26 protein-coding genes are annotated in these 21,986 nt (G+C 69.2%); 15 read left to right on the top strand and 11 right to left on the bottom strand.

The window, feature by feature from the left end; genetic code table 11:
- Positions 1-525, bottom strand: a 525-nt coding sequence (locus tag ACGG9C_RS14365) for a hypothetical protein (RefSeq protein WP_194383261.1), incomplete at its 3' end; no start/stop codon positions are given.
- 183 nt (positions 526-708) lie between these two features.
- Here ACGG9C_RS14365 and ACGG9C_RS14360 point away from each other — a divergent pair.
- From ACGG9C_RS14360 to ACGG9C_RS14345, 4 genes are read left to right on the top strand one after another with little or no spacing between them, the layout of a single operon-like run.
- A complete protein-coding gene (locus ACGG9C_RS14360; RefSeq protein WP_390178777.1) occupies positions 709-1,629 on the top strand; it encodes a hypothetical protein in 921 nt (306 codons plus the stop codon).
- 20 nt (positions 1,630-1,649) lie between these two features.
- Complete coding sequence (locus tag ACGG9C_RS14355) at positions 1,650-2,894, top strand: acylneuraminate cytidylyltransferase (RefSeq protein WP_194385512.1); 1,245 nt, start codon at positions 1,650-1,652, stop codon at positions 2,892-2,894.
- Positions 2,891-3,763, top strand: coding sequence for an N-acetylneuraminate synthase family protein (locus tag ACGG9C_RS14350; RefSeq protein ID WP_390178776.1), 873 nt, complete (start codon positions 2,891-2,893; stop codon positions 3,761-3,763). The genes ACGG9C_RS14355 and ACGG9C_RS14350 overlap by 4 nt, the downstream gene beginning before the upstream one ends.
- Positions 3,760-5,004 carry a DUF6716 putative glycosyltransferase gene (locus ACGG9C_RS14345; RefSeq protein WP_194383259.1) on the top strand — a complete coding sequence of 415 codons (1,245 nt, stop codon included), beginning with the start codon at positions 3,760-3,762 and terminating at the stop codon, positions 5,002-5,004. The genes ACGG9C_RS14350 and ACGG9C_RS14345 overlap by 4 nt, the downstream gene beginning before the upstream one ends.
- Here ACGG9C_RS14345 and ACGG9C_RS14340 read toward each other — a convergent pair.
- Positions 5,001-5,699: an LON peptidase substrate-binding domain-containing protein gene (locus ACGG9C_RS14340; protein ID WP_228480752.1), complete on the bottom strand. Its 699-nt coding sequence runs from the start codon at positions 5,697-5,699 to the stop codon at positions 5,001-5,003. The genes ACGG9C_RS14345 and ACGG9C_RS14340 overlap by 4 nt on opposite strands.
- A 65-nt stretch (positions 5,700-5,764) precedes the next feature.
- Here ACGG9C_RS14340 and ACGG9C_RS14335 point away from each other — a divergent pair, with 65 nt between their 5' ends.
- On the top strand, positions 5,765-7,315 hold the full coding sequence (locus tag ACGG9C_RS14335; RefSeq protein WP_390178778.1) for an MFS transporter: 1,551 nt from the start codon (positions 5,765-5,767) through the stop codon (positions 7,313-7,315).
- Positions 7,316-7,339: 24 nt separating this feature from the next.
- On the opposite strand, the gene ACGG9C_RS14330 is transcribed toward ACGG9C_RS14335, so the two are convergent.
- On the bottom strand, positions 7,340-7,654 hold the full coding sequence (locus ACGG9C_RS14330; RefSeq protein WP_071043759.1) for a hypothetical protein: 315 nt from the start codon (positions 7,652-7,654) through the stop codon (positions 7,340-7,342).
- A 229-nt stretch (positions 7,655-7,883) separates the two neighbouring features.
- On the opposite strand from ACGG9C_RS14330, the gene ACGG9C_RS14325 reads away from it, so the two are divergent.
- The gene (locus ACGG9C_RS14325) at positions 7,884-9,119 is read left to right on the top strand and encodes an FAD/NAD(P)-binding oxidoreductase (protein ID WP_390178775.1); all 1,236 of its coding nucleotides are present in this window, start codon (positions 7,884-7,886) and stop codon (positions 9,117-9,119) included.
- Between the two features lie 9 nt (positions 9,120-9,128).
- Here the strand turns inward: ACGG9C_RS14325 and ACGG9C_RS14320 are convergent, their stop codons facing one another.
- From ACGG9C_RS14320 to ACGG9C_RS14305, 4 genes are read right to left on the bottom strand one after another with little or no spacing between them, the layout of a single operon-like run.
- Complete coding sequence (locus tag ACGG9C_RS14320) at positions 9,129-9,725, bottom strand: hypothetical protein (RefSeq protein ID WP_390178774.1); 597 nt, start codon at positions 9,723-9,725, stop codon at positions 9,129-9,131.
- Positions 9,722-10,537 carry an endonuclease/exonuclease/phosphatase family protein gene (locus ACGG9C_RS14315; protein WP_390178773.1) on the bottom strand — a complete coding sequence of 272 codons (816 nt, stop codon included), beginning with the start codon at positions 10,535-10,537 and terminating at the stop codon, positions 9,722-9,724. The genes ACGG9C_RS14320 and ACGG9C_RS14315 overlap by 4 nt, the downstream gene beginning before the upstream one ends.
- Complete coding sequence (locus ACGG9C_RS14310) at positions 10,537-11,343, bottom strand: glycosyltransferase family A protein (RefSeq protein WP_390178772.1); 807 nt, start codon at positions 11,341-11,343, stop codon at positions 10,537-10,539. Before ACGG9C_RS14310 ends, ACGG9C_RS14315 begins: the two co-directional genes overlap by 1 nt.
- On the bottom strand, positions 11,289-11,690 hold the full coding sequence (locus ACGG9C_RS14305) for an OsmC family protein (RefSeq protein ID WP_390178771.1): 402 nt from the start codon (positions 11,688-11,690) through the stop codon (positions 11,289-11,291). The genes ACGG9C_RS14310 and ACGG9C_RS14305 overlap by 55 nt, the downstream gene beginning before the upstream one ends.
- A 53-nt stretch (positions 11,691-11,743) precedes the next feature.
- On the opposite strand from ACGG9C_RS14305, the gene ACGG9C_RS14300 reads away from it, so the two are divergent.
- The gene (locus ACGG9C_RS14300) at positions 11,744-12,475 is read left to right on the top strand and encodes a sulfurtransferase (RefSeq protein WP_390178770.1); all 732 of its coding nucleotides are present in this window, start codon (positions 11,744-11,746) and stop codon (positions 12,473-12,475) included.
- Here the strand turns inward: ACGG9C_RS14300 and ACGG9C_RS14295 are convergent.
- The gene (locus ACGG9C_RS14295) at positions 12,472-13,713 is read right to left on the bottom strand and encodes an NAD(P)/FAD-dependent oxidoreductase (RefSeq protein ID WP_390178769.1); all 1,242 of its coding nucleotides are present in this window, start codon (positions 13,711-13,713) and stop codon (positions 12,472-12,474) included. The genes ACGG9C_RS14300 and ACGG9C_RS14295 overlap by 4 nt on opposite strands.
- A gap of 67 nt (positions 13,714-13,780) precedes the next feature.
- On the opposite strand from ACGG9C_RS14295, the gene ACGG9C_RS14290 reads away from it, so the two are divergent.
- From ACGG9C_RS14290 to ACGG9C_RS14275, 4 genes are read left to right on the top strand one after another with little or no spacing between them, the layout of a single operon-like run.
- Positions 13,781-14,278 (top strand): DUF427 domain-containing protein, encoded by a 498-nt coding sequence (locus ACGG9C_RS14290; protein ID WP_390178768.1) that lies wholly within the window; start codon positions 13,781-13,783, stop codon positions 14,276-14,278.
- A 27-nt stretch (positions 14,279-14,305) separates the two neighbouring features.
- Positions 14,306-14,497 carry a hypothetical protein gene (locus ACGG9C_RS14285; protein WP_390178767.1) on the top strand — a complete coding sequence of 64 codons (192 nt, stop codon included), beginning with the start codon at positions 14,306-14,308 and terminating at the stop codon, positions 14,495-14,497.
- A complete protein-coding gene (locus ACGG9C_RS14280) occupies positions 14,494-15,936 on the top strand; it encodes a cryptochrome/photolyase family protein (RefSeq protein WP_390178766.1) in 1,443 nt (480 codons plus the stop codon). The genes ACGG9C_RS14285 and ACGG9C_RS14280 overlap by 4 nt, the downstream gene beginning before the upstream one ends.
- Positions 15,937-15,964: 28 nt before the next feature.
- Positions 15,965-16,192, top strand: a complete 228-nt coding sequence (locus ACGG9C_RS14275) for an RNA-binding S4 domain-containing protein (RefSeq protein ID WP_390178765.1) — start codon at positions 15,965-15,967, stop codon at positions 16,190-16,192.
- 21 nt (positions 16,193-16,213) lie between these two features.
- On the opposite strand, the gene ACGG9C_RS14270 is transcribed toward ACGG9C_RS14275, so the two are convergent.
- Complete coding sequence (locus tag ACGG9C_RS14270; protein ID WP_390178764.1) at positions 16,214-17,404, bottom strand: MalY/PatB family protein; 1,191 nt, start codon at positions 17,402-17,404, stop codon at positions 16,214-16,216.
- 121 nt (positions 17,405-17,525) lie between these two features.
- On the opposite strand from ACGG9C_RS14270, the gene ACGG9C_RS14265 reads away from it, so the two are divergent.
- The gene (locus ACGG9C_RS14265; RefSeq protein ID WP_390178763.1) at positions 17,526-17,690 is read left to right on the top strand and encodes a hypothetical protein; all 165 of its coding nucleotides are present in this window, start codon (positions 17,526-17,528) and stop codon (positions 17,688-17,690) included.
- A 63-nt stretch (positions 17,691-17,753) separates the two neighbouring features.
- Here the strand turns inward: ACGG9C_RS14265 and msrA are convergent, their stop codons facing one another.
- Both msrA and msrB read right to left on the bottom strand, forming a co-directional pair.
- Positions 17,754-18,299 (bottom strand): peptide-methionine (S)-S-oxide reductase MsrA, encoded by a 546-nt coding sequence (msrA, locus tag ACGG9C_RS14260; protein ID WP_390178762.1) that lies wholly within the window; start codon positions 18,297-18,299, stop codon positions 17,754-17,756.
- Positions 18,296-18,772 carry a peptide-methionine (R)-S-oxide reductase MsrB gene (gene msrB / locus ACGG9C_RS14255; RefSeq protein WP_390178761.1) on the bottom strand — a complete coding sequence of 159 codons (477 nt, stop codon included), beginning with the start codon at positions 18,770-18,772 and terminating at the stop codon, positions 18,296-18,298. The genes msrA and msrB overlap by 4 nt, the downstream gene beginning before the upstream one ends.
- Before the next feature lie 146 nt (positions 18,773-18,918).
- Between msrB and ACGG9C_RS14250 the strand changes: the two genes are divergently transcribed.
- The 3 genes from ACGG9C_RS14250 to ACGG9C_RS14240 are packed head-to-tail and all read left to right on the top strand — an operon-like array spanning position 18,919 to position 21,985.
- Positions 18,919-19,947 (top strand): siderophore ABC transporter substrate-binding protein, encoded by a 1,029-nt coding sequence (locus tag ACGG9C_RS14250; protein WP_390178760.1) that lies wholly within the window; start codon positions 18,919-18,921, stop codon positions 19,945-19,947.
- Positions 19,944-20,993, top strand: coding sequence for an ABC transporter permease (locus ACGG9C_RS14245; RefSeq protein ID WP_390178759.1), 1,050 nt, complete (start codon positions 19,944-19,946; stop codon positions 20,991-20,993). The genes ACGG9C_RS14250 and ACGG9C_RS14245 overlap by 4 nt, the downstream gene beginning before the upstream one ends.
- Positions 20,990-21,985 (top strand): iron chelate uptake ABC transporter family permease subunit, encoded by a 996-nt coding sequence (locus ACGG9C_RS14240; RefSeq protein WP_390178758.1) that lies wholly within the window; start codon positions 20,990-20,992, stop codon positions 21,983-21,985. Before ACGG9C_RS14245 ends, ACGG9C_RS14240 begins: the two co-directional genes overlap by 4 nt.
- Position 21,986 lies beyond the last annotated feature (1 nt).

Below are 21,986 nucleotides of genomic sequence, written 5' to 3'. Positions count from 1 at the left end.
GTCGCATATCTCGCTCGCTTCAGTCTCACTCGACGCGATCAGCAAGTTCTCTGAGGACGTGCCTTCCAGAATCACGCTGAGGGAGTACTCATCAGGGCGGTTCGTGGGTACCACGGAATTGCCGGATGAGTCACGCACGTCGACTGCAGACACGTTCGAGCAGACCTGAATTTCAATGATGTCTGCGCTCCAGCTGCTCCCACGGATCTCACTTATCGTCGTCGCTCCACTTACTTCCCAGCCGTCTGCATGCATGCGAGTGAGTGTGGTCTTCTCGTTGGCAAGCGAGTCGCCTGTTGTGAGGGCGAAGACGGGCTCAAAGGTCTCCGGATCGCTCAGGTCGACCTCGTTGAGGGCGTCGACGTAGGCGCGATAGGTCGCCTCGGCGGCCTCGAAGGCCTCCGCTTCGGAGGCGAATCCCGTCGGTGTGGGCGTCGGCTCGGAAGACGGAGCGCAGCCGACGAGGGCACCGACGACGGCGAACGCGGCGAGCGTCGATGCGAGGGTCCGGGCGAGATGGCTCATCACTGCACAAACGTAACGGCGGTCCCGAGGCGTCGCGCGCGGTTGTCCACAGCCCGCGTCGCCGATCGTTCACCGGCGCGCCATGTGGAGGACACGGCGCTCATGCGCGTCGTTCAACCTCGGGGCTCACCGTGTTGAGACAGGCGCGGGGCACTCCGCGTCCCCTTGATGCGCGGAGGTCGGGTGGCTCGCGAGCTGGCACCGTTGGCGTGGGTGGAATCCCCGCTGCAACTGATCGGCGCGGCGGAATGGGCTCACGCCGAGGGGGAGTCGATCGCTCTCGCGGGCCGCCTGACGGCCCAGATGCCCGAGACGGCCGACGAGCTGCTCGCGCGCGGGGCGCGTTTCGTCGATCCCCAGCCCTACCTCGGCATCCCGTGGGGACTGCTCGCACGTCACCGGCACTGGCTCGTCGGCGACGGATACTCCGGCCAGTTCCGGCTTGCGGCGACGGTGCTGCGGCCGCGCCGCGTGACGTTCCTCGATGACGGAGCCAACACCGTCGCCTATGCCGATACGCTCACCGGGCGTCGTCCTTATCGCCGCCCGGGTCACGACGAGCGAGGACTGACCACGCGTGTCGGCCCGCTCGCGCATGCGCATGTCGTCTCGCGCGCGCTCGCCGGCGACGTCGACTTCTTCACGGCGTTCGATCTCGGCTACGAGCGTCGCGACGCCCTCGCCGAGATCGGCGTGCCGGTGCACCGGCATGACTTCGCGTTCACCCGCGAGACCGCCCGCCCGCACCTTTTCCGCACGTCGCGGGTGGTGCTCGGCAGTGCGCGACCCGACGACGGTCTGCTCGATCGCGACGTCTACCTCGACTGGGTTGCGCACGAGGCGTCGATCGCGCCGGTGACCTACCTGCCGCATCGCCGCGAGTCAGCCGAGCAGCTCGCCGACGTCGCCGGACTTCCCGACGTCTTCGTCGAACGCCTCGACCTTCCGATCGAGCTTGTGCTCGCGGGTGCGGTCGAACGACTGGACGTGCTCACGCTCGCCTCGTCGACCACCACGACCCTTCCGCTCGTGCTGCGGGGGTCAGCGGCGGTGCTGCGTCCGCGCGAGCCCGGAGCGCGTCATCGTCGCCGGGCCGTGCGGTGAGCCGCATCGCCGCGTCGCGGATGGGGGAGGTGCGTCCGCTCGTCGTCGCCGTCATCCCTGCACGCGGAGGTTCGAAGGGAGTGCCGGGCAAGAACCTGCGCCGCGTCGGGGGAGTGCCGCTCGTGGCGCGTGCGGTCGCCGCCGCGAAGGCGGCACCCGCCATCGACCTGGTCGTCGTCTCGACCGATGACCCCGCCATCGCTGCGGTCGCGCGCGAGTGGGGCGCGGCGGTCATCGACCGGCCCGCCGAGCTCTCCGGCGACACCGCCACGAGTGAGAGCGCGCTGCTCCACGCCCTCGACGTGCTCGCGGCGGAGGGAACGCCCGTCGGAACCCTCGCGTTCCTGCAGGCGACCTCTCCTTTCATCGACTCCGCCGCTCTCGACTCCGCTGTGTCCGACGTCGTCGCCGGGCTCGCCGACAGCGTGTTCTCGGCTGTCGAGACCTACGGGTTCCTCTGGCGGCGGGATGCGTCGGGTGCCGCTTCCGGTATCAACCACGATGCCGCCGTCCGTCCGCGTCGCCAGGACCGCGAGCCCCACTACCTCGAGACCGGCGCGTTCTACGTGCTCGATGTCGACGGTTTCCGTGCCGCCGAGCACCGCTTCTTCGGTGTCACGCGCGCCGCCGAGGTGCCGGAGAGCACCGCGATCGAGATCGACACGGCACAGGAGCTCCAGGTCGCGAGGGCGATGGCGGCATCTGGTCTGCCCTCGACCGTTCCCACGACGCTCGACGGTCCGATCGACGTGGATGCGGTCGTGACCGATTTCGACGGCGTCCACACCGACGACAGCGCATACGTCGACGCGCAGGGCACCGAACTGGTTCGCGTCAGCCGCTCCGACGGGATGGGAGTGTCGTTGCTGCGCAGAGCCGGCGTGCCTGTCGTCATCCTGTCGACCGAACGCAACCCCGTCGTCACGGCTCGTGCGCGCAAGCTCGGCGTCGACGTCGAACAGGGTCTCGACGACAAGGCGAGCGCTCTCGTGGCGTGGGCTGCCGAGCGCGGCATCCCGCTTCACCGCGTCGCCTACGTCGGAAACGACGTCAACGATCTCGTCTGCCTCGAACTCGTCGGGTGGCCGATCGCCGTACCGGATTCGCACCCCCTCGTCCTCGCGGCCGCGCGCATCGTGCTGCAGTCCTCCGGCGGCGCGGGCGCCGTGCGCGAAGTCGCCGAACGGGTGCTCGCGGCGCGCGGCGCCTCGTCGGAGTCCATCCTCGCCTCGTCCGAGGCAGAACCACCAAGGAGCAAGCCATGACCGTCACGATCGGGAAGAACGTCATCGGGGGCGGTCGGCCCACCTACGTGATCGCGGAGATCGGCCTCAATCACAACGGCGACGTCGAGATCGCCAAACAGCTGATCGACGTGGCCGCCGACGCCGGCGCGAATGCGGTCAAGTTCCAGAAGCGCACCCCGGAGATCTCGACGCCCGAGCACATGCGGGATGTGCGCCGGGAGACGCCGTGGGGCACCATGACGTACTTCGAGTACCGCAAGCGGATCGAGTTCGGGCGTGACGAGTACGTGGCGATCGCCGACCACGCACTGCTCCGGGGCGTCGATTGGTTCGCATCCCCGTGGGATGTGCCGAGCGTGGAGTTCCTCGAAGACCTGCACGTTCCGGCGCACAAGGTGGCGTCGGCATCGCTGACCGACACCGAGCTTCTCGTCGCGCTGCGTGAGACGGGCAAGCCGATCATCCTGTCGACGGGCATGTCGACGTCGGAGCAGATCGACCAGGCGGTCGAGGTGCTCGGGACGGGCAATCTCGTGCTCCTGCACGCGACCTCCACCTACCCGATGGAGCCCGAGGAGGCCAACCTCCGGGTGATCCCCGCCCTGCGCGAGCGTTATCCCGGGGTTCCCGTGGGCTACTCGGGTCACGAGCGCGGGCTGCAGATCTCCCTCGCGGCCGTCGCACTCGGCGCGACGGCGGTCGAGCGCCACATCACGCTCGACCGCACCATGTGGGGTTCCGACCACGCGGCATCGCTCGAGCCGACCGGCCTGAACCATCTCGTCCGCGACATCCGCATCATCGAGACCGCCCTCGGCGACGGCGTGAAGCGGGTGTTCGACGGCGAGCGCGCGCCGATGGCGAAGCTGCGTCGCGTTCCGGCGTGAGAGCCGATCCGCTTCGCGTCGTCGCCGTCGCCGACACCGACTCGTACGTGAAGTGGGCGGCCGCGCTCCTGGGATCGCGACCGGACGCCGTCGACGGTCGGCTGCTCGTTCTCGACACGCCGCTCGTGGTCAGTGAGGCGCAGCAGCGCTCGGCCCTCGCCGGGAGCGGACTGACCGACGTGTGGCGTGTCTCGTTCGACGACCTTCCGGCACGGCTGGCCGAACTGGACCCCGACGTGGTCCTGCTCGCCGCGCGCGGGCCGCTCGTGCGGGTCTTGGCGCGTGTCGTGCGAACATGTGTGCCGTCGTCCGTCATCGCGACCGGTCTGCCGGGGATCTCGGTGCCCGCCACGCGGAAGGCTCTCGTCTACCGCGCATCCTGTGACGTGTTCGTGCTGCACTCCCATCGTGAGGTGCGTGAATTCACCGCTCTGGCGACCGAGAAAGGGTTTGTCCAGCGCTTCGCTCTCGCCCGCCTGCCCTTCGCGCGCGCAGCCGAGCCGGGAACGGCCACGGCGGGCGGGCAGGACCTCGTCTTCGCGGCGCAGGCGATCGTGCCCCGCGAGCGGGATGCGCGTCGCCGCGTCGCCGCTCTGCTGATCCGAGCAGCCCAAGCCGACCCGAGTCGGCGCGTCGTGCTCAAACTCCGGGGGACGAAGGGGGAGAGCCAGACCCACCGCGAGTTCGATGAGTATCCCGACCTCATCCGGTCGATGGGAGGCGCGCCGCCGAACCTCGTCGTCTCGACGGAGCCCATGAGCACGGCGCTGGCTACCGCCGCCGGGCTCGTCACGATCAGCTCGACCGCCGCCATCGAGGCCGTCGCCCACGGCACCCCGGTGATCGCGCTCGATGTCTTCGGCGTCGCTCCCGAACTCATCAATACGGTGTTCGAGGGAAGCGGACTCTTGGCAGGCGAGACGGCGGTCATCGCGCGCGCGTTCCGGATGCCGGTCGACGGCTGGCTCGAAGACAACTACTTCCACCCGGCGGCAGAGGACACCTGGGTGGGGCAGCTCGCGGAACTCGCGGGGGCGCGCCGTTCGGGTGCCTTTGCGCACCGCCCCCAGCCGCGCCCGCGGGGCGGTGCCATCCGAGATGCGTGGGAGCGGAAGAGCGTGCTCGGGGCGTTGGATCGGTCGGTGTCGGGCACGGTCGCGTGCATCATCGGTGTTCCGGCTCGTGCTGTCGTGCGCATCGTCCAGCGCGTTCGACGGATGCGGCGCCTGCCGGAGTCCTAGCGGTCGCCGTCCGCGGGTCCGGGGGACTCCTCGTCTCCCTCAACGTCATCGAGAAGCCGGTCGAGTTCGGCTCCGAAGGCCCCATCCGGCGTTCCCGCCGTCAAGACGGGTTCCGCCTCGTCGCAGCGGGCGATGAGGTCGGCGAGCAACTGGTCGAGCGACGAGGCCTGAAGCAGGGCGAGGTGGTCGAGGGTGCTGAGCGGGGCGATGCCCGCGAGCTGCCAGCACGCGTGCTCGGGATCGTCGGCGAGCTCGATGTCGGCATCCCAGGGCAGCTCTGCGAACTGCGCCGACATCGACAGGAGCCGGCGCACCGTCTGCTCCGCGCGCTCGCGCAGCGGAAGGAGGTCGTCACGCCACGGCGGCATCGGCAGCTCCCGGACGATCGCGCGCGGGTACGGGTCGTCGTCGAGCCACCGCTCGACTTCGAACCGGCCGCCCCCGACGGCGACGAGCTGCAGGTCATCCTCCCGGGCCGCCACGCGCGAGACGCGCGCGAGCGTGCCGACCGAGAACCGCTGCTCGCCGCCCCCGGCCTCCGGTCCGCGCTCGATGAGGACAACCCCGAACCGCGGATCGTCGTCGTCGAGCAGGCGCCCGAGCATCACGAGGTATCTCGACTCGAAGATGCGCAACGGCAGCGGCATATACGGCATCAGCACGCTGCTGAGAGGGAACATCGCCGTCTCGCGCATGGCCCCAGTCAATCAGCATCGGACGGGTCCGTGGCGCGGTGCGTAGCGATAACCTGGCGATGATGATGAGTGATGAGACGGCGAACGGGAACGAAACGTCGAAGACAGCGTCGCCGGCCACCTCCGACATCCCCCTCCCCTCACCACGAGCGCAGTGGCGGGCCTTCGCGGTATGCGTATCGGTCGCCGCTCTGACGATCCTCGACCTCACGAAGGTCAACGTCGCCCTGCCTTCGATCGAGGATGCGTTCGGGTCGGCGCCGACGGAGCTCGGGCTGATCGTGTCGGGGTACGTGCTGACCTTCGGGCTCGTGCTCGTTCCGGCGGGACGCCTGGGTGATCAGCGATCGCGGCGCGCGCTGTTCATCATCGGCCTGAGCCTGTTCACGGTCATGAGTCTCGTCTGTGCGCTTGCGCCCTCGATGACCGTGCTGCTGATCGCCCGCCTGATTCAGGGCGTCGCCGCAGGCATTCAGATGCCCCAGGTTCTCGGCATCATCCAGGAGCTGTTCCGCGGCTCCGCGCGCGGCAAGGCCTTCGGTGCCTTCGGAGCGATCATCGGCATCTCCACGGCCCTCGGCCCGACGATCGGCGGGCTGGCGATCGCTCTCGGCGGCGCGCAGGACGGGTGGCGCTGGATCTTCTGGATGAACGTGCCGCTGGGTCTCATCGCCATCGCCCTCGCGATCTGGCTTCTGCCGCCCCTCCACCGGCGAACCCGCCGGCCGCTCGAGCTCGATCCGTTCGGCACGGTGCTGTTCGGTCTCGCCGTGCTCTCGCTCATGTTCCCGTTCCTGTTCACGACGGGATCTCCCGACGACGACCCCCTGCGATGGTGGCTGCTCGTCGCCTTCGTGCTCTTCGTCGGCGGGTTCGTGCTGTGGGAGCGGCACTACGAGTCCGTCGGCAAGGCTCCGCTCGTTCCGCTGCGTCTCTTCCGGGTGCGGTCGTATCGCAATGGCACGCTGCTGGCGACGTCGTACTTCGCGGCTCTGCCGTCGGTGTTCCTGCTCACCAACCTCTTCCTGCAGGACGGTCTCGGTCTCGAGCCGGTCTACGCGGGCATGGTCTCCATCGGGTTCGCCGCCACGAGCGCTGCCGGTTCCTGGGTGGGCGGCAACCTCGTCAACCGGTTCGGCAGACCCCTCGTCGTGTGGGGCCTGGGCGCCGTGCTCCTGGCGACCGCCCTCCTGGTGGTCGTCGCGATCTTCGTCCCGCTGCCGTACACGCCCTGGGCCATGGCCGCGGCGATGGTGGTCGGCGGACTGGGCGGGGGCCTCGTCATCTCTCCCAACCAGACACTCGCCCTCGCTGACATCCCGGTGACGCAGGGCGGTCTCGCCGGCTCGGTCGGGCAGCTCGGCCAGCGCATCGGCACGGCCATCGGCACCGCGGTCGCGCTGTCGTTCTTCTACGCGACGATCTTCCGCGAGGAGGGCACGGCCAGCGAGATCGTCGTGTTCCACGATGCCTACGCCTACGGGATGCTCGCCGCGGCGGTGTTCCTCTCCCTCGCCTTGCTGGTCGGGCTCGTCGACCTCACCTGGCGTCGGCGCCGGCGCGAGAACGGTGCGAATGACGACGACGACGTCGAATACGGGGTAGGGCACGCGTGACGAGCACGAGCTCGTCGCCACCGCTCAGGCGCGTGTGATGCGCCGCGACGAAGATCGGATGCGCCGAGGCGCGTAGTGGGCGATCGGGATGGGCGGAGCCGCGCCCCCGGCCCGCTCCAGGGCGGTCCACGCTTCGATCTCCTCGAGCGCAGACGTCGCGTCGCGGAAGCTGGTGCGAAGCGGCAGGGATCGCAGCCAGGTGACCGCTACGCGGTCATCCGGCGCGGGCTCCACGAACGCGACGAGGCGGCGCGAGTCATTCTCGGCGTACCGCGTGTCGTGGATGAGTCGAATCTCGTCTTCGAGTTCGACCAGAACGTACTGCTCTGACGATGGCATCATCGCGATGGTCATGCGGGGTGTGGCTTTCTGCTCCTTGCGAGGGCGATATCCATCTTGCGCGCGTCGACCCGGGTAGCCGAGGGGGTTGACAGACGATTCCCAGGAGAATCTTGCGGGTTCGCTGCGCCCTCGCTGGGGCGGAGACCCGCGCGGCGCCGGCTAGCTGCTCGCCGCCCGGTCCGCAACCGGTGCAGGTCGGCGCGAGACGTTCCCTAGCGTGGCCCGTATGGATTCGCCGGAGGCATCGCACGAGACTCGGGCCGAGGCTGCCCATCACCGCGTCATCATCGTCGGCGGCGGAAACGGGGGCGTGTCCGCCGCCGCACGACTGCGACGTGCCGGCGTCTCCGACATCGCCGTCATCGAACCGCAGACGGTGCACCGGTATCAGCCCTTGTTCTCGCATGTCGCCGGTGGCACGGCGCGCGCGTCGCAGACGTCGCGCCCGCAAGCCGACGTGATGCCGAAAGGGGTGCGCTGGGTGCGTGATGCGGTCGAGGCCGTCGATCCCGCAGCTCGCACCGTCACCACATCCGGCGGTGATGTGCTCGGATACGACCATCTCGTCCTCAGCCCGGGAATGGTGAAGGACTGGACCGACGTGGCCGGACTCGCGGAAGCCCTCGACACGCCCGAGGTCACCTCGCATTACGAGCTCGACGGGGCGGTGAAGCTCTCGGCCCTGCTTCGCGACATGCGATCGGGGACGGTCGTGTTCACGCAGCCGCCCGGACCGGCTTCCTGCTCCGGAGCCGCGCAGAAGCCGATGTACCAGGCGTGTGCCCACTGGCGTGCCCTCGGGTGCCTCGGTGACATCCGGGTCGTGCTGGTGGTGCCGGAGGAGACGGTCTTCGGTCTTGCCCACATCGACGCGGAGCTCGAACGTGTCATCGCGGAGTTCGGCATCGAGGTGCGCACCGCGAGCGAGGTCCGGGCCGTCAGGGGGGCCGAGCGGGAGGTCGCGATCGGACGCATCGGCGAGACCGACGCCGAGGAGGTGCGGTACGACGTTCTGAACGTCGTGCCGCCGCAGTCGGCGCCGGTGTGGATCTCGGCGGCCGGTCTGGCCGCCGAGCACGATGCCGGAGGTTTCGTCGAGGTGGATCCCGAAACGCTGCGGCATCGCCGGTTCGACAACGTCTGGGCGATCGGGGATGCGGCCGGCACGACGAACTCCAAGTCCGGCGGCGCGCTGCGCAAGCAGACGTTCGTCGTGGCGGAGAACCTCGCGGCGGTGCTGCGCGGCCAGGAGCCCACGCGCCGATACGACGGCTACGGTGTCTGCCCGCTGACGGTGTCGCGATCGAGTGTCGTCTGGGCGGAGTTCGATCCCGATGGTCGCCCCGACCCCACGATCTCGTTCCTGCCGCAGATGTACCGGGAGAACCGCCTCGCCTGGATCGCGGACCGCTATCTCTTGCCGTGGGTGTACTGGAACCTCATCCTGCGCGGCCGTGTCTGACGGCTCCGCTCACGTGGCCGGGCGCGGATCATCCTCGAGTCTCAGGAAGGCCAGCGCCACTCCCGCCACGGCTGCACCGAGAGCGCCGATCGCCATGTCGCCGATCGTGTCGGCATAGGTCACGAAGATCGTGTCCGTGATGAACTCCCGGCCCGCCCACTCGACCATCTCCCACAGGGCACTGATCGCGAGCCCGAGGACAGGGGCGAGCACGAGTGGCGCGCGCCGCGGACGACCGGGTCCCACAGTTCGCGGGAGCACCCCGGCATGGCCGAGCAAGAGGTAGACGGCGACGGACAGAACACCGGTGGCCAGGAAGTGGACCACCAGATCCCACGCCGCGAGCGTGGTGTAGAGGTCGTACACGTTGCTCCACGCGGCGGTGAGGAGCACGAGCCCGAAGACGAGGTCGACTGTCGGGCGGAGTGCGAGGAAGCGCGGGATCATGAGGCCGGGCAGCGTGAAAGCCAGAATGCCGGCATCCGTCGGTTCGTACAGCACCCCCGCGGCGACGACACTGACGAGTCCGAGCGCCCGCACGCCATCGGCCGCGACGCCCAGGGCGCCGCGGGGTGGCCGCAGAAAGTTCCGTGCCAGCGTGCTCATGAGCGCACGCGCACCCGCGCCTGCACCGGCAGGTGATCGGAGGGCCACCCGACATCCGTGCGGAAGGCGTTGATGCCGATCGCATCCACCTGCACCCCTGAGGTCACACCGATCCAATCGATGCGCGCGCCGCGTCGTGGTGCGCGGTAGTCGGCGAACGTCGCCCATTCGGGGGTGAGGCGCACGTCCGCAGCGGGCCACGCATCCCGCAGACCGCCGGCCCAGAGCTCACGCGCGGTGGCGGAATCCGGACGGGCGTTCATATCACCGAGGATGATCCCGGCAGGGGTTCCGGTCGTGAGCACCCCCCGCAACCAGCGGGCGGCGTGCAGGCGGGAGCGGCGCGAGAACACGTCGAGGTGCGTGTTCACGACCGTGAGCTCCCGCGAGGTGAGCCGATCCCGCAGCCGCGCGAGAACGGCGACGCGCGGTACCGGGTTGCCCCACCCGCGCGACCCCGCCACCGCCGGAGTGGGTGACAGTGCGAGCTGTGTGCCGGACAGGAGTTCGAGCCGCTCGGCATCCCAGAACAGCGGGCACCCCTCGCCGCGACCGCGGCTGTCGCGACCATGGCCGAGCCGGCGATACCGAGCACCGAGCGCATCGGCGACGGCGTCGGCCTGACCGGGCATCGCCTCCTGCACGCCGAGCACGGTCGGCTGTTCGAGGGTGAGGAGCGCGTCCACGGCCCGGCGGCGACCGGTCCACCGGTCCGCCCGTCGGATCGACAGCGGCAGCCGGCGCCGCACATTGAACGTCATCACGTGCAGCGCGGGGGCTGTGGCGACCCCGATGAGAGCGGCGGCGCGCATCAGGCAGCGAGGTGATGGTCGGGTCGAGCGCGGCGCGCGACGCTGCGGCGACGCAGGCGCCGCAGCAGGCGACGGTCCCACCGAATCGGGGGGAAGTCCTGCGGCCAGTGCATCACGACGGTGCGGAACCCCCTGCGGACCCGCGCGGCGAACAGCCGAGCATCGGCGAACGGACGCATCGAGATGGTCATGTGCTCCGCGCCGACGGCCACGATGCGATGCCGCTCGCCGATGTGGAAGGCGAGGTCGATGTCGTCATGCGTGTCCGCTCGGGTTCGGTGCACCGATGCGCTCACCGCCCGCCACGCTTCGGAGCGCATGGCGAGGTTCGAGCCGAAGAGGGGCCAGTGGCCGAGCGCGGCGCCCACCACCAGCACGTATGCGCTCAGATAGGCGCCCGCGAGCGGGCGGCGAAGCCACCGAGGCCCGTCGTGGAAGCTCGCACCGCCGAAGACGGCACCGACGTTCTGCTCTTCGTGCAGCGCCTCGGTCATCGTCCGCGCCCATCCGGGGCCCGGCGCGCAGTCCGCGTCGAGGCGGAGGATCACGTCGCCGAGAGCTGCGTCGTAGCCCGCGGACGCGGCCGCGGCCACCCCGGGGTGCGCGCAAGACACGACCCGGGCGCCGTGACGTCGCGCGACGTCGGCGGAGTCATCCACCGAGCCGTTGTCGACGACGACGACCTCGTCGACGGCGAGGCTCTGCCGAGCGATGCTTTGCAGGCACCGGTCCAGGTGAGCGGCATCGTCCTTCACCGGGATGACGACCGAGACGGTGATGCGGTGGTGCGGGCGACGCTGGAACACGGTGACTCCTTGGCGAGGTGTGCCGCCACGCTATCCAGCGTGCCGAGACACGTGATCGCGGTTGACACGGTTGCCCGCCACCGATAGCGGGGCGGCTCGTCGAAGCGTGATCCGACGCTCGTGTCCTCGAGAGTCACCTTCTGTGCGCGGGCGGCCGCCTGGAGCGCACTGTGGAAGCATGCGGCGTATCCGGCGGCGAAGAGCGCTTCGGGATTGGCCCCGCCGCCGGGCCCACCCATCTCACGGGGGATGCGCAGGTCCATGTCGACGTGACCGTCGCGTGTTCTGACGGCTCCCGCCCGTCCTTCTCCCGTCGCGAGGGCCTCGGCGGTGTAGATGGCGTCCATGGTGATCCTCCGTGCGAAGCTGCGCGAGCGTGCCGACCGCGTAGCCTGGGAGCGTGTCATCCGTGCTGAACGTCAGCGCCTACCTCTTCACCGCGCTGGACGGTCTCGAGGAGCGGCGCGAGCGCCTTCGCGCGCGTGCGGTCGCCGCCGGGGTTCGGGGCACCATCATCCTCGCCGCGGAGGGCATCAACCTCTTCCTCGCGGGAGACGCCGCGGCGGTTCGCGGCATCCTCGACGTTCTGCGATCGGAGGAGGCGTTCGCAAACCTGACGGCGAAGGAGAGCTGGTCGCGCGAGCAGCCCTTTCGGAAGATGGTCGTCAAGATCAAGCGCGAGATCATCCGCATGGACCGACCGGCAATCCGGCCGGAGGGCGGGCGCGCTCCCGTTGTGTCGCCGCAGACCCTCAAGCGGTGGCTGGATGACGGGGTGGACGATCAAGGCCGAGAAGTCGTGATGCTCGACACGCGCAACGGCTTCGAAGTGGACTACGGCCGTTTTGCGGGGGCGATCGACTGGCGCATCGAGCGCTTCACGCAGTTCCCCGACGCGGCGAGTGCGGCGCGTGGGAGTCTCGTCGGCAAGACCGTCGTCAGTTACTGCACCGGCGGAATCCGATGCGAGAAGGCGGCGATCCACCTTCGCGAGCAGGGTGTCGAGGCGTTTCAGCTCGATGGCGGTGTCCTGGGCTACTTCGAGCACGTCGGGGGAGCCCACTGGGACGGAGACTGCTTCGTCTTCGACGAGCGCGAGGCGGTCGGCCCCGATCTCGCGCCGCGTCGCTAGGGCGACAGTATTGCTCGCGCCGCCCGCCTTCCCGACACGAGGGCGCCCTGAATCGATGCGGTGTCCCGGTGATCGCCCGCGACGAACACGCCCTCTGCGATCCGTGTCGGCGAGTCGACGCGAAGCGGCGCTGCCTGTGCCGGAAGAGCGTGGGCGATGTCGTCCCGGCGCAGGACCGACCAGTCGCCCGCCCGGGGGCCCCAGATCTCCTCGAGGTGCCGGCGGACCTCTCGCTCGTCGGGGGCGCAGGTCTCCGAGAGCAGGCACGTCGCCTGGACGAGGTGCTTGCCGGGAGGGGCGTACGTCGCGACGGTGTGCGACATCACCACGGTGTTGACGATGGGGCCGGATCGTCGCCCGTCGACGTGGACGGCGGCCGATGACGGCGGCGCAGCGGACGCGTCGAACCACCAGGTCTGAAGTCCACGCGTGCGAGGGCGGCTCACATCGATGAGGTCGGAGACCGCCTCTGGACCCACCGCGACGACGACCGTCTCCGCGATGACCGGGCCTGCTCCGTCGATCTCGACGCGCATGCGACCCGACGCGCGATCGATACGCGAAGCGCGATGGGACAGCCGGATGCGTCCGCCGGCGTCGGTGACGCGCCGGGCGAGCTGGTGGGGGAGAGTCTGGATGCCGTCCGCGGGAAGGCCCGGGCGCCCGAGCACGAACATGCGCACGAGGAGCCGCACGAAGGCGTCAGAAGTGGTGCCGGTGTCATCCGCGATCACTCCGGCGAGGAAAGGCTCCAGCACGTGGGAACGCAGCGGCCCGCGCACGCGCGCGGCGTCCCACGCCGAGAAGAGGGACGCGTCGCTCCCGGCGACCGTGCGACGCGGTGCGACGATCGTGGGAGCGGCCCACCGCGTGAGCGCAGCGAGTTCGCGAGGCGTGATCAGTCCGCTCGCGAGCGTCGCGGGAAGTCGGACGGGGTGGCGCACCGGATGTGCGAGCTCCACCGTCCTGTCATCGAGTCGAACGCGCACCGCGACCGGGAATGAGCAGAGCTTCAGGGCCGCCACATCGACGTCGCGGCGAACGGCGGGGTACGCCGGGTTGAGCACCTGGAACCCGCGGTCCAGGAGGAACCCGTCGACCCGATCCGTGCGCTGACGGCCGCCCACTCGTGAACCGGCCTCGACGACGACGACGTCGCGTCCTGCCTCGGCGAGCGCGAGCGCACAGCGCAGACCGGCGATGCCTGCGCCGATGACGATGACCTCCGTCGTGTCCACGGCCCGAGCCTATGAGCACGGAGTCGACGGCAGCGCCGGGTGGCGCACGGAGTCCTACCCTGGAATCATGCGTCACCCTCAGCCCGATCCGGTCGGTCCGGGACAGGAGTCCGTTTGGGATTACCCCCGGCCACCCCGCGTGGAACGCGTCGACCGCCGCGCGGTGATCACGCTCGGCGGCGACGTGATCGTCGACACCGACGACGTGGTGCGCGTGCTCGAGACGAGTCATCCGCCGACGTACTACCTGCCTCTCGCTGCTTTCGCTCCTGGCGCCCTCACGCGGGGCGAAGGAGCCTCGGCCTGCGAGTTCAAAGGGCGCGCACGCTATTTCGACGTCCACGGCGGCGGGCAGACCCGCCCTCGTGCGGCGTGGAACTACCCGTCTCCGCTGACGGGGTTCGAGACGCTCGCCGACCGTGTCGCGGTGTACGCCGAGAGCATGGATCGGTGCGAGATCGGCGGCGTTCTGGTGCGCCCGCAGCACGGGAACTTCTACGGCGGATGGATCACCCCGGACGTGGTGGGTCCGTTCAAGGGCGTGCCGGGTTCTCTCGGGTGGTGACCGGCGAAGGGGAGAAGTGAGTCGAGGGTGAAGATCGACCTCAAGAAAGAACTCCCGGGCTACGCTGCGCGGCGCGGCGTGTTCGACGATGTCGACATTCCGCCCCGCCGCTACGCGATGATCGACGGCGAGGGGGACCCGAACACCTCCGACATGTACCGCGACGCGGTCGCGACGCTCTATCCCTGTCAGCCGGTGAGCGAGGCCAAGGCATCGTGAAGGCCGCATTGATCCTCGGCACCCAGCTGTTCGCCGATCATCCGGCGTATGCCGACGACGACATCGACGTGTTCTTCTTCATCGAGGCGCGGTCGTCGTTCGTCAAACGGCGCTATCACGCGCACAAGCGGGTGCTGATCCTCGCGGGTATGCGTCAGGCGTCGTCTCGGCTCGAGGCGGACGGGCGAAGGGTCGGGCGGGTTCCCCTCGGCGAGGGCAGGGGATTCGCGGACGCGCTGCGCCGCCTCATCCGAGAGTTCGGTGTCGACGGGCTCGCCTGGATGAGTGCGACCGATCGCGGCGTCGACGGTCGCATCCGCCGCATCTGCGACGAAGAGGGCATCGCCACGCGCGTCTACGACGACGCCCTCTTCCTCACCCCGGCGGAGGAGATCGACCGCTGGTTCGCGGAGCACGACGGCGCCCGCATGGAGGACTTCTATCGGTGGCAGCGTCGGCGCACCGGCATCCTCATGGACGGCGGCAAGCCGGCCGGCAGGCGGTGGAACTTCGACGCGGAGAATCGCGAGCCGCTCCCGAAGGGCGGCGTCGAGATCCCGCCGCTACCGGTCGCTGAGGCGGACGACATCACCGCGGGCGCGATCGAGGACGTCGGGCGACACTTTCCGGGTGCGCCGGGCGACCCCACCGCGTTCTGGCTGCCGGTGACACCCGAGTCATCGCGCGCGTGGCTGGATGTGTTCGTCACCGAGCGGCTCGCGTCCTTCGGCCGATACGAAGACGCGATGGCCGCCGATGAGCCGTTCCTCTTCCACGGCGTGCTCAGCCCCCTGATGAACGTCGGCCTCCTGACCGTCGATGAGGTGGTGCGTGCTGCCGTCGGGCGTCGCGACCAGGTGCCGCTGGCCTCGCTCGAAGGCTTCGTGAGGCAGGTGATCGGCTGGCGCGAGTACATGCGCGGGGCATACCGTGCCTGGCCGGAGCTGATGCACGCGAATCACTTCGCACTGCGACGGCCTCTCGAGGACTGGTGGTACACCGGCGAGGGAGTACCGGAGGACCTGCCGACTCCGGTCCGTACCGTGCTTGCGCGCGTCGTCCGTCACGGGTATGCGCACCATATCGAGCGGCTGATGGTGCTCGGCAACTGGTTCCTGCTCCAGGGTTACGCCCCGCGAGAGGTGTACGAATGGTTCTCGAGCCTCTTCGTCGACGCGTATGAGTGGGTGATGGTCCCGAACGTCCAGGGCATGAGTCAGTACGCCGACGGTGGCCGGGTCGCCACGAAGCCGTACATCTCGGGCGGAGCGTATCTGCAGCGGATGGGGTCATGGTGGTCCGGCGACAAAGCCGCGCGTGATTCCGTCTTCACCGATGCCTACTGGGCGTTCCTCGATGAGCACGAGGATCAGCTGACCGGCAATCCCCGGCTGAACATGCCGCTCGCGCAGATGCGCAAGCGTCGCGCGTCTGCGTAGCCGGGGGAGCGATCGCTAAAATACGGGCATGGACACCCCCGCGCGGATCGAAGACGTCCCCATCGGCGGCGACGGCATCCGGCTCGGTCAGTTCGTCAAGTTCGCCGGGCTCCTCGACTCGGGCGGCGACGTGAAGGAAGCCATCATCGACGGCTTCGTGACCGTCAACGGCGACGTCGATCGTCGGCGGGGTCGCCAGCTGCAGGTCGGAGACATCGTGTCGTTCGAAGACCGCACCCTGCGCGTCTGTCCGTGACCGGGACATCGGAGCGCGCGGTCACGCGGCGGGGGAGCGCTCCGCCCGGCCTCGCTCGTGGCGTGCCAAGGCGGCGCCGATCCGGCGTATCGCGTCTTCGAGGATCGGCCGCGGCAGGGCGAAGATCATGCGGGCGTGTCCGATGGCCGCGTCTCCGCACGCGGCGCCGTCCGTGAGCGCGACGTCGGCGTGTGCGCGGAACCACTCTCCGAGATCGCCCTCCAGGTCGTAGGCGCGGAAGTCGATGAGCGCGATGTAGGTGCCCTCCGGCATCGTCACCCGCGCCCGGGGTGCGTGCTCGGCGAGCAACTCGACGAGAGCGTGTCGGTTGCCGTCGAGGTAGCCGACGGTTTCCGCCAGCCAGACCGCGCCGTCGGTGTATGCCGCGACATTCGCCACGACGCCGAGCGTTGAGGTGCCGTGCCCGGACCACATCGCGTGCTCCGCCCAGAGGGCCGCATCGGCGTCGTTGGAGACGATCAGCTGCGCGCACTTGAGCCCGGCCAGATTGAAGGCCTTCGACGCTGACGCTGCCGTGATGGTGTGCGAAGCGGCCGTGTCGGACACGGACGCGTAGGGGATGTGCTGCGCGCCGTCGAACACGAGCGGCGCGTGGATCTCATCGGCGAAGACTCGACCGCCCTTCGCATCGACGACGGCCGCCACCGCGTTGAGCTCATCGCGCGTGAACACCGTCCCCAGCGGGTTGTGCGGGTTGCACAGGACCAGCAGTCCGGCCCCGTCGTCGAAGGCTCGACCGATCGCGTCCAGGTCCATCGTCATGCGCCCGTCGCGTTCGACGCTCGGCACCTGGATGACGTCGCGCCCGTGCATCTGCGGCACGAACAGAAACGGCATGTAGGCCGGCGTGGGGACGATCACCGCGGACCCCTCGGGCGTGAAGTGCTCGATGGTCGACTCGAAAGCGGCGATCACATCCGGAACGGGGTGGATCCGCCCCACCGGGATCTCCCATCCGAAGCGACTCGCGTACCAGTCGGCTGTCGCCCGGGCGAGGTCGGCGGTGAGCCACGGCGGGAGGTACCCGGTGAGTCCGCGAGCTGCGGCCGAGCTGAGCGCCTCCTGGATCGCCGGCGCGACGCCGAAGTCCATCTCCGCGACCCACGCACCCGTCTTTCCGGGGTAGGCGGTCCACTTCATGCTGCCCGCGGCGCGCAGGTCCGCTTCGGTGATGTCGTCGTATCTGCTCACCGTTGCTGATCCCTTCGGTGGTTTTTCGGCCATGGAGCATGCGTCCGTGCCGCGGACACTCCACCGTCGCACAGATTGTCAAGCGGGTGCGTCGCGGCGGCGCGATTCGTAGCGTGAGGACATGAGCGAACGAGAACACCTCACCGCGGAGGATAAGACGCGACTTGCCGCGGGTGAGAGCGACACCCTTCCCCCCGCACCACCCGCGGCCGGCGGCGGCACGCAACCGCCCCTGCCCTCACCCGACACGCCCGCGCCCGACGACGACGAGCGCGAGGAGGACTGAACGACGTGCGGGCCGGACGCGCCTCGGCGGCGACATCCGGCCCGCATGTCGGATCGGTATGGATCAGGCCGTGGCCTCTGAGCGCTTCGGGAGCACCCAGCCGCGTCGCGGGAAGTGGCAGGTGTATCCGTTCGGGATCCGGAGGAGGTAGTCCTGGTGCTCGGGCTCAGCCTCCCAGAACGGACCTGACTCCTCGATCGTCGTGACGGCCTTGCCCGGCCACAGGCCCGATGCGTCGACGTCGGCGATCGTGTCTCGTGCGACGCGCTCCTGCTCCGGATTCACCGGGAAGATCGCCGACCGATAGCTGGTGCCGATGTCGTTGCCCTGACGGTTCAGTGTCGACGGATCGTGGATCTGGAAGAAGAAGGCCAGGATGTCTCGGAACGAGGTCTTCGCAGGGTCGAACACGATCTCCACCGCCTCGGCGTGCCCGGGGTGGTTGCGATATGTGGCGTGCTCGTTGTCCCCGCCCGTGTATCCGACGCGGGTCTGCACGACCCCCGGCTGTCGGCGGATGAGATCCTGCATACCCCAGAAGCAACCGCCTGCGAGCACAGCGGTCTCGAGGCCGGGGACGGCGGTGATGGTTCCGTTGTCGGTGGTCATGCGACGTTCTCCTCGGTGTGGTCGGTGGTGCTGGCGTCGAACAGCGAGCGGTAGGCGCCATAGCCTTGATCGTCGAGCTCCGCGAGCGGCACGAAGCGCAGCGCGGCCGAATTCATGCAGTATCTCAGCCCGCCCTCGTCCTGTGGGCCGTCTCGGAAGACGTGCCCGAGGTGGCTGTCCGCCGATGACGAGCGCACCTCCGTGCGCGGCATCAGAAGCTTCCAATCGGTGCGCGTGCGGACGGCATCGTCGTCGATCGGCCGCGTGAAGCTCGGCCATCCGGTGCCGCTGTCGTACTTGTCCGTCGAGGCGAACAGCGGCTGCCCCGATACGACGTCGACGTAGATGCCCGCGTCGTGGTTGTCCCAGTAGGCGTTTGCGAAGGCGGGCTCCGTTCCGTCGCGCTGGGTGACGCGGTACTGCGTCTCGGTGAGGCTCTCGATCGCCTCGGGTGTCTTGCGGTAGTCGCTCATGTCGGTTCCTCTCGCATCTCGACGCGGCTGGCTGCGGCGTCATCAGTGGTAACCGCCGGCGGCGGCGATTTGGTCCCGGTGACCTGGATGCGCGCTGAGAGTCCACCGTGTGTGCGCTCAGCTTTTGGTTAGGCTAGCCTTACCGTATGTCACTTGCACGTCTTCCCTTCGCCCTCGCCACGCTGACCGGCATCGCTCTGGTCGCGGTCTCCTGCGCATCGTCCGAGCCCGCCTCCGACACGCAGGAGACCTCCACGGAAACCGTCACCGTCGAGAACGCCGAGCCGACACTCGTCCTCGTCGAGGAGAACGGCGAATCGTCCTACCAGGAGGATCCCGAGGCCGCCCGTGGATCGGTCGAGGTCCCGTACCAGCCGGAGGCGGTCGTCACCTTCGACATCGCGACCCTCGACACCTTGGACGCGATCGGCGCTGGTGACGCCGTGGTCGGCATCCCCGACATCGCTCTGCCGGACTACCTCTCGGACTACGCCGACCTCCCGAAGGTCGGTTCACTGTTCGAGCCCGATTTCGAAGCCGTCGCAGAACTCGAGCCCGACCTGATCGTCGTCGCCGCGCGCAGCACCGGTCAGTACGATGAGCTGTCGGAGATCGCCACGACGATCGACCTCACCGGCAGCAGCCGGGGGACGTTCGATCCGGCCGCTGGCCTCGAACGCGCGGAACAGCTGGGCGAGATCTTCGGCGCCGAAGACGCCGTGGCCGAGCAGGTCGCCGAGATCGAGGCGCTCGAGACGCAGATCGAGGATTCCGTCGACGGAACCGCTCTTCTGCTGTCGGTCTCCGGCGGTGAGTACGGCGCGTTCGGCGAAGGCTCGCGGTTCGGCTACTTCTTCGACGAACTCGGCTTCACACCGGCGGTCGCCGCCGCCGAACTCCCCGGCGCGGAGGGCTCGCCGCACGGCGACACCGTCACCAACGAATTCATCCTCTCGGCGAACCCGGAATGGATCATCGTCTTCGACCGTGGCGCCGCGATCGGCGACTCCAGCAGTGCGAGCGAGACGCTCGACAACGAGCTGGTGGCGCAGACGACGGCCGGCGCCGACGACCAGATCATCGAGCTCCCCGCGAGCGAGCTGTACATCGTCATCAACGGACTCACCGCGATTGAGAACGTGCTGACGACGGTCGGCGACGAACTCGCCGCGTGACAGATGCTCTGACCACGCACGGTTCCGATCGGAGGGGCCCGCTCGCGCGGGTCTCTCCGGCCGTGCTCATCGTCGCGGGGATCGCGCTGACCGCCGTCCTCGCGACGATATCGCTGTTGATCGGCGTCGCCGAGCTCGACGCCTTCGTGCTGTTCGCCAGTCGTGTGCCGCGGACGGTGGCCCTGATCCTCGCCGGCGCGGCGTTCGCCGTCACCGGACTCATCATGCAGTTGCTGGTGCGCAACCGCTTCGTCGAGCCCTCCACCACCGGCGCGACCGACGCGGGAAGCCTCGCCCTCCTCGGCGTGCTGATGACGACGCCCGGCATGCCGATCTGGGGGAAGGCGGTCGCGGCGTCGCTCGGCGCGCTGGCCGGTGTCATCGGATTCCTCGCCCTCGCCCGGCGGATCCCGGCCCGATCCAGTGTGCTGGTGCCGATCGTGGGCCTGCTGTACGGCGGACTGATCGGAGCGATCACGACCTTCATCGCCTACCGCTCCGACATGCTCCAGGAGCTGCTGGCGTGGGGCGTGGGTGACTTCTCCGGCATCCTTCGCGGGCGCTACGAGATGCTCTACCTCGCTGCCGCCGCGGCGCTCATCGCCTGGGTCGCGGCCGACCGCTTCACCGTCGCCGGACTCGGCCAGGACACCGCGCGCGGACTCGGGCTCGACACCCGCGCGATTTTCGCTCTCGGCGTCGTCATCATCGCGATCGTCACCGGCACGATGATGGTCGTCACCGGCGCCATCCCGTTTCTCGGACTGATCGTGCCCAACGTCGTCAGTCGCCTCATCGGCGACAACATGCGCCGCGCCGTGCCCCTGGTCGCTTTGCTGGGCGCTGCGCTCGTGCTGCTGTGCGACATCGTCGGCCGCGTCGTACGGTTCCCCTTCGAAATACCGATCTCGATCGTCATGGGCGTGGTCGGCGGCGCGGTCTTCCTGTGGCTTCTGCTCAGCACCGCCCGTCCTGTCGACGGTGTCGCTCCGCGTCGCCGCCAGCGACCGCAGGCGCGGTCGCTGCGGAAGGAGGGGATCCGATGAGCACGGGCTCCGGTTCCGTCCTCTCGCGCCGCGTGACGCAGGCATGGTCTTCGCACGAGCTGCGGCTGGGGGTGGTCCTCGCCGTCGCCGCGGTCGCGATCGCGATCTACCTGTTCACCGACCTGCCGGGTCGGTGGGAGTACGCGCTCGGGCTGCGATGGCGCACCGTCGCCGGGATGGTCATCGCCGCGGCCGCGGTCGGAGCGGCCACCGTTCTGTTCCAGACCATCACCGCCAACCGCATCCTTACCCCCGGGATCATGGGGTTCGATGCCGTCTTCATGGCCATCCAGGTGGTCACGGCGTTCGCGATCGGACCCGCGGTGCTCGTCGCCGCACCGGCGCTCGCGAGCTGGACGGTCGAATTGGTCCTCATGGCGGGCACCGTCACCCTGCTCTACTGGTGGCTGTTCGTGCGTCGCAGGTACGACCTGCACGTCATCGTGCTCGCCGGCCTCGTCCTCGGAGTGATGTTCCGCTCCGTGACCTCGTTCCTGCAGCGTCTCCTCGACCCGGACACCTTCGCCGTTGTGCAGAACCTGCTGTTCGCCAGCTTCACCTCGATCGACCGCGAGCTCCTGCTCCCCACCGCCGTCCTCGTCGGCGTGGCGGCAGCGTCGCTCTGGCCGGTTCGCCGGTCGCTCGACGTGCTCTCCTTGGGAGAGTTCACCGCGGTCTCCCTGGGTGTTGCGCATCGCCGCGTCACGATGCACGTGATCCTGGTCATCGCCGTGCTCGTCGCGGCTTCCACCGCCCTCGTCGGGCCGGTGACCTTCTTCGGTCTTCTGGTCGCCAACCTCGCGTACGGCCTCGTGGGGCATCGCCACACCCTGAGCGTGCCGGGCTCGGCGGCGATCGGGGTGATCTCCCTCGTCGGCGGACAGCTCATCCTCGACCGGGTGCTCGGCTTCTCCACCGAACTGCCGGTCGTCATCGAGTTCGCAGGCGGACTCTTCTTCATCATCCTCGTCATCTCGGGAAGGGCCCGCTGAC

This window comes from Microbacterium sp. MTN4-26, from assembly GCF_042846595.1.
GTDB lineage: Bacteria > Actinomycetota > Actinomycetes > Actinomycetales > Microbacteriaceae > Microbacterium > Microbacterium luteum.
Note: the sequence above shows the minus strand (reverse complement) of the source record. Positions and strands in the feature narration are given on the sequence as shown.

Bases quoted from the DNA above. Each gene is read 5' to 3' on its own strand.
- ACGG9C_RS14250 (WP_390178760.1), top strand. From the start codon at position 18,919: ATGTCACTTGCACGTCTTCCCTTCGCCCTCGCCACGCTGACCGGCATC.
- ACGG9C_RS14315 (WP_390178773.1), bottom strand. From the start codon at position 10,537: ATGCGCGCCGCCGCTCTCATCGGGGTCGCCACAGCCCCCGCGCTGCAC.
- ACGG9C_RS14265 (WP_390178763.1), top strand. From the start codon at position 17,526: ATGAGCGAACGAGAACACCTCACCGCGGAGGATAAGACGCGACTTGCC.
- ACGG9C_RS14275 (WP_390178765.1), top strand. From the start codon at position 15,965: ATGGACACCCCCGCGCGGATCGAAGACGTCCCCATCGGCGGCGACGGC.
- ACGG9C_RS14330 (WP_071043759.1), bottom strand. From the start codon at position 7,654: ATGCCATCGTCAGAGCAGTACGTTCTGGTCGAACTCGAAGACGAGATT.
- ACGG9C_RS14350 (WP_390178776.1), top strand. From the start codon at position 2,891: ATGACCGTCACGATCGGGAAGAACGTCATCGGGGGCGGTCGGCCCACC.
- msrA (WP_390178762.1), bottom strand. From the start codon at position 18,299: ATGACCACCGACAACGGAACCATCACCGCCGTCCCCGGCCTCGAGACC.
- ACGG9C_RS14355 (WP_194385512.1), top strand. From the start codon at position 1,650: ATGGGGGAGGTGCGTCCGCTCGTCGTCGCCGTCATCCCTGCACGCGGA.
- ACGG9C_RS14335 (WP_390178778.1), top strand. From the start codon at position 5,765: ATGAGTGATGAGACGGCGAACGGGAACGAAACGTCGAAGACAGCGTCG.
- ACGG9C_RS14340 (WP_228480752.1), bottom strand. From the start codon at position 5,699: ATGCGCGAGACGGCGATGTTCCCTCTCAGCAGCGTGCTGATGCCGTAT.
- ACGG9C_RS14305 (WP_390178771.1), bottom strand. From the start codon at position 11,690: ATGGACGCCATCTACACCGCCGAGGCCCTCGCGACGGGAGAAGGACGG.
- msrB (WP_390178761.1), bottom strand. From the start codon at position 18,772: ATGAGCGACTACCGCAAGACACCCGAGGCGATCGAGAGCCTCACCGAG.
- ACGG9C_RS14240 (WP_390178758.1), top strand. From the start codon at position 20,990: ATGAGCACGGGCTCCGGTTCCGTCCTCTCGCGCCGCGTGACGCAGGCA.
- ACGG9C_RS14325 (WP_390178775.1), top strand. From the start codon at position 7,884: ATGGATTCGCCGGAGGCATCGCACGAGACTCGGGCCGAGGCTGCCCAT.
- ACGG9C_RS14320 (WP_390178774.1), bottom strand. From the start codon at position 9,725: ATGAGCACGCTGGCACGGAACTTTCTGCGGCCACCCCGCGGCGCCCTG.
- ACGG9C_RS14290 (WP_390178768.1), top strand. From the start codon at position 13,781: ATGCGTCACCCTCAGCCCGATCCGGTCGGTCCGGGACAGGAGTCCGTT.